Annotated in this window: 7 protein-coding genes and 1 pseudogene; 4 read left to right on the forward strand and 4 right to left on the reverse strand. The window is 34.9% G+C overall.

Going from position 1 to position 7,167, the window contains the following annotated elements:
- Positions 1–84: 84 nt before the first annotated feature.
- Positions 85–189: pseudogene (locus Q0A18_RS16500) on the reverse strand (hypothetical protein); the annotation flags it as partial.
- Positions 190–506: 317 nt separating this feature from the next.
- Positions 507–1,334, reverse strand: coding sequence for an ion transporter (locus Q0A18_RS07320; RefSeq protein WP_292009493.1), 828 nt, complete (start codon positions 1,332–1,334; stop codon positions 507–509).
- Positions 1,335–1,396: 62 nt separating this feature from the next.
- On the opposite strand from Q0A18_RS07320, the gene Q0A18_RS07325 reads away from it, so the two are divergent.
- Both Q0A18_RS07325 and Q0A18_RS07330 read left to right on the forward strand, forming a co-directional pair.
- The gene (locus Q0A18_RS07325) at positions 1,397–2,494 is read left to right on the forward strand and encodes a Nif3-like dinuclear metal center hexameric protein (RefSeq protein ID WP_292009494.1); all 1,098 of its coding nucleotides are present in this window, start codon (positions 1,397–1,399) and stop codon (positions 2,492–2,494) included.
- 2 nt (positions 2,495–2,496) lie between these two features.
- Positions 2,497–3,273: a hypothetical protein gene (locus tag Q0A18_RS07330; protein WP_292009495.1), complete on the forward strand. Its 777-nt coding sequence runs from the start codon at positions 2,497–2,499 to the stop codon at positions 3,271–3,273.
- 34 nt (positions 3,274–3,307) lie between these two features.
- On the opposite strand, the gene Q0A18_RS07335 is transcribed toward Q0A18_RS07330, so the two are convergent.
- Positions 3,308–3,508, reverse strand: a complete 201-nt coding sequence (locus Q0A18_RS07335) for a hypothetical protein (protein ID WP_292009496.1) — start codon at positions 3,506–3,508, stop codon at positions 3,308–3,310.
- 116 nt (positions 3,509–3,624) lie between these two features.
- Entirely contained in the window at positions 3,625–5,403 is a 1,779-nt protein-coding gene (locus Q0A18_RS07340) for a long-chain fatty acid--CoA ligase (RefSeq protein ID WP_292009497.1), read from the reverse strand.
- Positions 5,404–5,545: 142 nt separating this feature from the next.
- Between Q0A18_RS07340 and Q0A18_RS07345 the strand changes: the two genes are divergently transcribed.
- Together Q0A18_RS07345 and Q0A18_RS07350 are read left to right on the forward strand one after the other, a co-directional pair.
- On the forward strand, positions 5,546–6,685 hold the full coding sequence (locus Q0A18_RS07345) for an acyl-CoA dehydrogenase (RefSeq protein ID WP_292009498.1): 1,140 nt from the start codon (positions 5,546–5,548) through the stop codon (positions 6,683–6,685).
- Positions 6,686–6,707: 22 nt separating this feature from the next.
- Positions 6,708–7,073: a hypothetical protein gene (locus Q0A18_RS07350; protein WP_292009499.1), complete on the forward strand. Its 366-nt coding sequence runs from the start codon at positions 6,708–6,710 to the stop codon at positions 7,071–7,073.
- Positions 7,074–7,167 lie beyond the last annotated feature (94 nt).

The following is a 7,167-nucleotide window of genomic DNA, read 5'->3' on the forward strand; positions in this document are numbered from 1 at the left end:
ATAAAATTGTTTATACTTCTGGAGCGGATTCACCGATAAAGTTTTTTTGGTTCATCATTTATAGTCTCAATAAATAACTCTTTTTTAGAGCGAAATTTTATCTTCCATTCTCATAATGTGATTTTTCATATTCTTTCGAAACTTCGTAAACAGTTGGAGTCTATCAGTAAATAGCATCTCCAGAGTACTTTTTGAAAGGTATCTTTATCTGCCCACATTTCCTTTCTTTAAATAAAAGAACAATGTTGGATATAATTACACCCTCTTCATTCTTTAGTTCTATATTTAAAAGAAAGTAATAAGAAAATGAGTCTCTATTTGTCAGGTACAGGCTGAATATCCCCCGTATTCATATGTTCAAAAATCGTGGGAAAAAACATGACTAGTACAAAGTAAATGATAATCATAAGAGCAACTAATGCAAATAAAACAATAATAAGACTGTTGGGTTTGTTTTTCTTTTTTGATTCCATGATGATTCTATGATTTTTGGTTAGTTAATTATATCAAGCTAATTTCTTGCCACATTGCTTACAATAGCGGGCATCATCATCAATATCTTCATTTCCGCACCGGTCACATACCTTTTCAAGGTTCTGTCTTTTATTCCTCATTTCGGCAGTTACAATTCCTGTAGGAACGGCAATAATAGAGTAACCTGCAAGCATCAGGATCATAGCGAAAAATTTACCCGTAGGCGTTATCGGAGATACATCTCCATAACCCACGGTAGTTACTGTAACTACAGCCCAGTAAATGGCCTGTGGAATAGTCTCAAATCCGGGACGTCCGCCTTCTACCATAAACATCAGCGAACCCACGATTACTGAAAAAATAATAAGAAATAAAAGGAAAATATAGATTTTTCTCGAACTGTTCTTTAGTGCTCTTACAATTAAATATCCGTCATTCATGAAGTCCATTAAGTTAAAGATTCTGAATATCCTTAACATTCGGAGCATTCTGAAAATCAGAAAGTATTTGGTAATAGGAAAAAATAAGCTTAAATAAAACGGAACCAAGGCCAGAAAGTCTATAATTCCGAAAAAACTGAAAATGTAATTGCGTTTATTTTTGACCACAGCAATACGCATAATATATTCTGCTGTAAAAAACATCGAAATGATCCATTCAAAGACAATAAAGAAAATATGCAGCTTCTTATCATAAGCGGGTACACTTTCCATCATAATGATAAGTGTGCTGATAAGGATCAGTGATAATAAGATCACATCAAATAATTTTCCCAGTTTTGTATCGGATCTGTAAATAATACGATACAAAAACCTTTTCCAGAGGACATCTTCAGGAACAAGATTGTGCTCTCTTTCCATGCTTAGACTTTTTTTAAAATTAACAAATTATTCCTATTTTCGTAGCAAACATACACAATAAAATGACAATACGAGAGGTTACCTCAGAAATAGAGAAATATATTGCGATGCCGCAGGCTGAAGATTTTGATAATGTAGGATTGTTATGTGGTCTGCCTAGCCGTGAAGTGACCGGAGTTTTAGTGTGTCATGACGCACTCGAAAATGTAGTGGACGAGGCTGTGCAAAAGGGATATAATCTTATTGTTTGTTTTCATCCTATTATATTTTCAGGATTAAAAAGTATTACTGGAAAAAATTATGTAGAAAGAGCAGTTTTAAAAGCTATTGAAAATAAAGTTGCTATTTATGCCATACACACGGCTTTTGATAATGATTTTTTTGGGGTGAATGCAGGAATTTGTAATCATTTAGGTTTAAAGGATCTGAATATTCTGCAGCCTAAGAAAAATAACCTGAAACAGCTTTCCGTTTATGTACCCACTGAATATGCTGAAAATGTAAAAGAAGCTCTTTTTGCAGCAGGTGCCGGAAATATAGGTTTTTATGATCAGTGTAGTTTTACCATCGGAGGAGATGGGACTTTCCGTCCAGTAGAAGGCTCTAATCCTTTCTCCGGACAATGGAACGTTCGTGAAAATGCGGATGAAAAAATGATATCCGTGATTTTTGAAGCTTATAAACAGTCTCAAATTATTTCTGCGATGAAAGAAGCTCATCCTTATGAAGAGGTAGCTCATCAGGTTTATAATCTGGATAATGAGAACCAGTATTCAGGTTTGGGGATGTATGGTGAATTGGATCAGGAAATGGAAGAAAAAGATTTTTTACAGTTTGTAAAAGATAAATTCAATCTGAAAGTGATCAGGCATTCTGATTATACAGAGAAAAAAATAAGAAGAGTAGGGGTTTTGGGAGGCTCCGGAGCCAGTGGAATAAAATCTGCACTTTCTAGGAAATGCGATGCCTATCTCACGGGAGATATTAAATATCATGATTATTTTTTAGCAGAATCTAAAATGTTGATTTGTGATATAGGACATTATGAGTCGGAACAATTTGTAACTCAACAATTATTTGAAATTTTGTCACAAAAATTTAGTACATTTGCAATCTCAAAATCTAGCGAAAGAACAAACCCAGTAAATTATTTCCTTTAAATATGGCAAAAACCAACGATATTTCAGTTGAAGAGAAATTAAGAGCTTTATACGATTTACAAATCATAGATTCAAGATTGGATGAGATCCGAAACACAAGAGGAGAATTGCCAATTGAGGTTGAAGATCTTGAAATCGAGATTGAAGGGCTTGAAAAAAGAGCTGAAAAATTTCATGCTGATATCAAAGATCAAAACGATCAGATCAGTACTAAGCATGAAGTGATTAACCATGCCAAAACTCTAATTGAAAAATACAAGTCTCAGCAGGATAATGTAAGAAACAATAAAGAGTTTGAAGCTTTAGGTAAAGAAATTGAATATCAGGATCTTGAAATTCAATTGGCGGAAAAAAGAATTAAAGAGTACGGTGCTAAAATCGCTCATAAAAATGAAACTTTAAGTGAATTGAACACAAAAATCGATGACCTTAAGAAGCATTTGAAATTTAAAAAAGAAGAATTGGATGGCCTTATTGCTGAAACTCAAAAAGAAGAGGAGTATTTAATAGAGCAATCTAAAGAGTTCGCCGCTAAAATAGATGAAAGATTACTGGCTTCTTATAACAGAATCAGAAGTAACTCTATCAATGGATTGGCAGTAGTAGGGTTGGAGAGAGGAGCTCCGAAAGGCTCTTTCTTTACTATTCCGCCTCAAAAGCAGATGGAAATCGCTCAGAGAAAGAAAATTATTATAGATGAGCATTCCGGGAAAATTCTTGTAGATGATGAATTGGTAAATGAGGAAACAGAAAGAATGAAATCTGTAATTAAATTTTAATTCAGATTTAATAAAGATATGACGACCAGAAGAACTACTTCTGGTCTTTTTCTTTGTCAATTCCGTAATAAAAATTGATTTCTTTGCAAAGATCTGCTATGGCTGCTTTTCCGGAAGAAGTGAAACCCATTAAATTTAATAATAGTTGCAGTCTGAAATATTCTGTTAATTCTTTTTCTGTTAAAGTAATGATTAAATCGTTATTTGAAGGTAATATATTTTCTGTTTCTTCCACTATGCTTTTTTGAGAACTTTCCGCTTTTTTCTGGCAGGAAGACATAAAAAAACCAATCCAATAAGTATGGATTGGCTAATGAGTATTTTAATAAATAGTTTCATTTCAAATAATAATTATTCCTGACGGTCGTATAGTTTATTATAAAGAGCAATAAACTTTTCTTTGATCGCTTTTCTTTTCAATTTTAAAGTGGGAGTTAAAAGACCTGCTTCTACACTCCATATTTCAGGCGTAAGCTCTATCTTTTTAATTCTTTCCCAGTTTCCTAAATTTTGGTTGAAGCCTTCCATTTCTTTTTCGATTCTGGCTTTCAGTTCAGGACTTTTTGCAATTTCTTCAGGAGTGGATCCTACGTTAAGATTATTACGCATTGCCCAGCTTTTTGCGAATTCAAAATCCGGCTGTACCAGAGCACAAGGCATTTTTTCACCATCACCCACAACCATAATCTGTTCGATGAATTTCGAAGCTTTTGCCATATTTTCAATAATCTGAGGAGCAATATACTTTCCTCCGGACGTTTTGAACATCTCTTTTTTACGATCAGTGATCTGCAAGAAACCATCACTGTCAATATGCCCGATATCTCCGGTTTTGAAATATCCGTCTGAAGTAAATGCTTCTTTGGTTAATTCTTCATTCTGGAAATAACCTTTGAATACAGAAGGACCTTTTACAGTGATTTCTCCATCTTCCTGGATCTTTACACTAAGATTATCCAAAGGATGCCCCACGGTTCCTATTTTCATTTTATCAAAACTGTTTACAGATATTACAGGGGAGGTTTCAGTGAGGCCGTAACCTTCCAGGATCGGAATTCCCGCATTTTGGAACATCAGGTTAAGTCTTGGTGAAAGGGCGGCAGATCCGGATACTAGAGTAATCACTTCACCACCCAGACCTTCTCTCCATTTAGAGAATACAAGCTTATCGGCGATGATTTCCATAAGGCCCGACGGTTTGGAAACCGTTGTTTTTTTATTGATAATATTAAGTGCCCAAAAGAATATTTTAGATTTTAATCCTCCGGCTGAGGATCCTGTAAAGTATATCTTGTCATACACTTTTTCCACAACCCTTGGCACGACGGTCATATAATGAGGTTTTACCTCTTTAACATTTTCACCCATTTTATCGATGCTTTCCGCAAAGTAAATAGAGAGACCGTTATATTGGAAAAGGTAGAAAAGCATTCTTTCAAAAATATGGCAGATCGGTAAGAAACTTAGTACTCTTGTATCTTTATAATCCAAGCCTTTTTTAAAAGGTATTCTAGGTACAGAACCCAATACGTTGGAAACGATATTTTCATGGCTTAGCATTACTCCTTTAGGTTTTCCTGTAGTTCCGGAAGTATAGATAAGAGTGGCCAGATCTTCCGGGTTGATGGTATTGGAAATGTCTTCAACTTCATTTTGGGTAGACTCATCTTCTCCTAAATCCAGGACCTCTCTCCAATGGGCGGCCCCTGTGATTTTATCAAAAGTAAAAATGCCCTGTAGAGAAGAAATATGATGTTTTACCTTCATTACTTTCCCCAAAAGTTCCTTATCGGAAACGAAACAGTATTTAATTTCGGCGTTATTGAAGATAAATTCATAATCTTCAGATGAAATATTAGGATATACAGGAACTGATACTACACCGATTTGGGAAAGTCCTAAATCCATGATAGCCCACTCTGTACGTGAATTAGTAGTGATTAGAGCGATTTTATCTCCAGGTTTTATTCCCAGTTTAATAAGCCCCCTGGAAATTTTGTTTGCCTCATTAATAAACTCCTGCGTTGATATTTTTTTCCATTCTCCATGATATTTTGTAGCAAACATATCTGTTTTCGGAAGATTTTTCAATGCATGATGAGGAATATCGAATAATCTTTTAATCTTCATAATTTTTTATTATATAAAAGGCCTTAAATATAAACAAATTTTGGGTAAAAAGCGTAAAACTCAAAACATTTTTCAAAAACCAATTATTTTTCCAGTTTTAGTTAAAAAGTGTAAATTTACGAACAACTAATTATTACATTTTATGGACTTTAATTTATCAGAAGAACAGCTGATGATTCAGCAGGCAGCAAGAGATTTTGCACAAAACGAACTTTTACCGGGAGTTATTGAAAGAGACCGCGATCAGAAGTTTCCGACAGAGCAGGTGAAGAAAATGGGAGAAATGGGATTACTGGGAATGATGGTAGATCCTCAGTACGGTGGAGCAGGTATGGACAGTGTATCGTATGTGCTGGCAATGGAGGAGATCGCAAAAATTGATGCATCTGCTGCAGTGGTGATGTCTGTAAACAATTCATTGGTGTGTGCAGGATTGGAGAAATACTGTACGGAAGAACAAAAACAAAAATATTTAGTTCCTTTGGCGAGTGGCCAGGTAATCGGAGCTTTTGCTTTGTCTGAGCCTGAAGCAGGATCAGATGCTACTTCTCAAAAAACAACAGCCGAAGATAAAGGAGATTATTACCTTCTTAATGGGATCAAGAACTGGATTACGAATGGGGGAAATGCTTCTTATTATATTGTGATTGCACAGACTGATCCTGAGAAAAAGCATAAAGGAATTAATGCTTTCATCGTAGAAAAAGGATGGGAAGGGTTTGAGATAGGGCCGAAAGAAGATAAATTAGGAATCAGAGGAAGTGATACACATTCTTTGATTTTCAATAATGTAAAAGTTCCTAAAGAAAACAGAATCGGAGAAGACGGTTTTGGTTTCAATTTTGCAATGGGAGTATTGAATGGTGGAAGAATAGGAATTGCTTCCCAAGCTTTGGGAATTGCATCAGGAGCTTATGAGCTGGCGCTTAAATATGCTAAAACAAGAAAAGCTTTTAAAACAGAAATTATCAACCATCAGGCTATTGCCTTTAAATTAGCAGATATGGCAACTCAGATTACAGCTGCAAGAATGCTTTGTTTTAAGGCGGCGGTAGAAAAAGATGCAGGTAAAGATATCTCTGAAAGTGGAGCTATGGCTAAATTATATGCTTCTCAGGTGGCAATGGATACTACTATTGAAGCAGTACAAATCCATGGAGGATATGGATATGTAAAAGAATATCACGTAGAAAGATTAATGCGTGATGCGAAAATTACTCAAATTTATGAAGGAACTTCTGAAATCCAGAAAATTGTGATTTCAAGAAGTATTGCAAAATAGTCATAGACTAAAACACTATTTTATGAAAAAATATACATGGATCACTCTCGGCGTTATTCTTCTTTTATTAGGAGTATTTGTATGGTATAAATATTTCTTTGTTTTTGGAGAAGGTGTCAAATCAGGCTATCTGAACTATGCTATTAAAAAAGGATATGTTTTCAAAACTTATGAAGGTAAACTGATTCAGGAGGGTTTTGGTAGAGGGAAAACAGGAACGATTACAAGCTATGAATTTGAGTTTTCGGTTGAAGATCCGGAAATTTTCAAGCAATTGGAAATGAATAGCGGTAAATCTTTTGATCTTCATTATAAAGAGTATAACGGAGCACTCCCTTGGAGAGGAAATACGAAGTATGTGGTAGATAAAATAGTTAATATGAAATAAAACAAAAGCCTTTCAGAGAAATCCGGGAGGCTTTTGTTTTTGCATAATCAATAAGATCTGTGCTAGTCATATTTATCAATTTCACCAGCCAGTG

The organism is Chryseobacterium sp. (assembly GCF_022712095.1).
Lineage (GTDB): Bacteria > Bacteroidota > Bacteroidia > Flavobacteriales > Weeksellaceae > Chryseobacterium.

What these genes read in the sequence shown, in the direction of transcription:
- Q0A18_RS07320 (WP_292009493.1), bottom strand. Translation starts at nt 1,334, where the DNA reads ATGGAAAGAGAGCACAATCTTGTTCCTGAAGATGTCCTCTGGAAAAGG.
- Q0A18_RS07325 (WP_292009494.1), top strand. Translation starts at nt 1,397, where the DNA reads ATGACAATACGAGAGGTTACCTCAGAAATAGAGAAATATATTGCGATG.
- Q0A18_RS07330 (WP_292009495.1), top strand. Translation starts at nt 2,497, where the DNA reads ATGGCAAAAACCAACGATATTTCAGTTGAAGAGAAATTAAGAGCTTTA.
- Q0A18_RS07345 (WP_292009498.1), top strand. Translation starts at nt 5,546, where the DNA reads ATGGACTTTAATTTATCAGAAGAACAGCTGATGATTCAGCAGGCAGCA.
- Q0A18_RS07350 (WP_292009499.1), top strand. Translation starts at nt 6,708, where the DNA reads ATGAAAAAATATACATGGATCACTCTCGGCGTTATTCTTCTTTTATTA.
- Q0A18_RS07340 (WP_292009497.1), bottom strand. Translation starts at nt 5,403, where the DNA reads ATGAAGATTAAAAGATTATTCGATATTCCTCATCATGCATTGAAAAAT.